This window comes from Streptococcus suis (assembly GCF_002964045.1).
In the GTDB taxonomy this organism is placed as follows: Bacteria; Bacillota; Bacilli; order Lactobacillales; family Streptococcaceae; genus Streptococcus; species Streptococcus suis_U.
In genome coordinates this window covers 1-266 of record NZ_POPB01000016.1, presented here as the reverse complement: position 1 = coordinate 266, position 266 = coordinate 1, and the positions used below count along the sequence as shown (strand labels likewise).

Sequence of the window (266 nt, the reverse complement as noted above, 5' to 3'; positions counted from 1 at the left end):
TCTTTGACGTGGAAACAACCGGTCTATCTGCAGTCAACAATGCCCTGATTCAGATTGCGGCGTCTAAGATGCACAAGGGCAATATTATTGCGGAATTTGATGAATTTATCGATCCAGGTCATCCGCTCAGTCAATTTACAACAGATCTGACAGGAATCACTGATGAGCATGTGCGCGGTTCTAAACCTCTGGAACAAGTCCTGCGTGAGTTTCAAGATTTCTGTCAAGATTCCGTCATGGTTGCCCACAACGCGACCTTTGACGTT

General features: G+C 45.9%; 1 protein-coding gene. It reads left to right on the top strand.

What is annotated here, in order from left to right; translation table 11 throughout:
* A partial coding sequence (locus C1E99_RS00055; protein ID WP_153060099.1) for an exonuclease domain-containing protein occupies nucleotides 1–266 on the top strand: 266 nt, incomplete at both ends.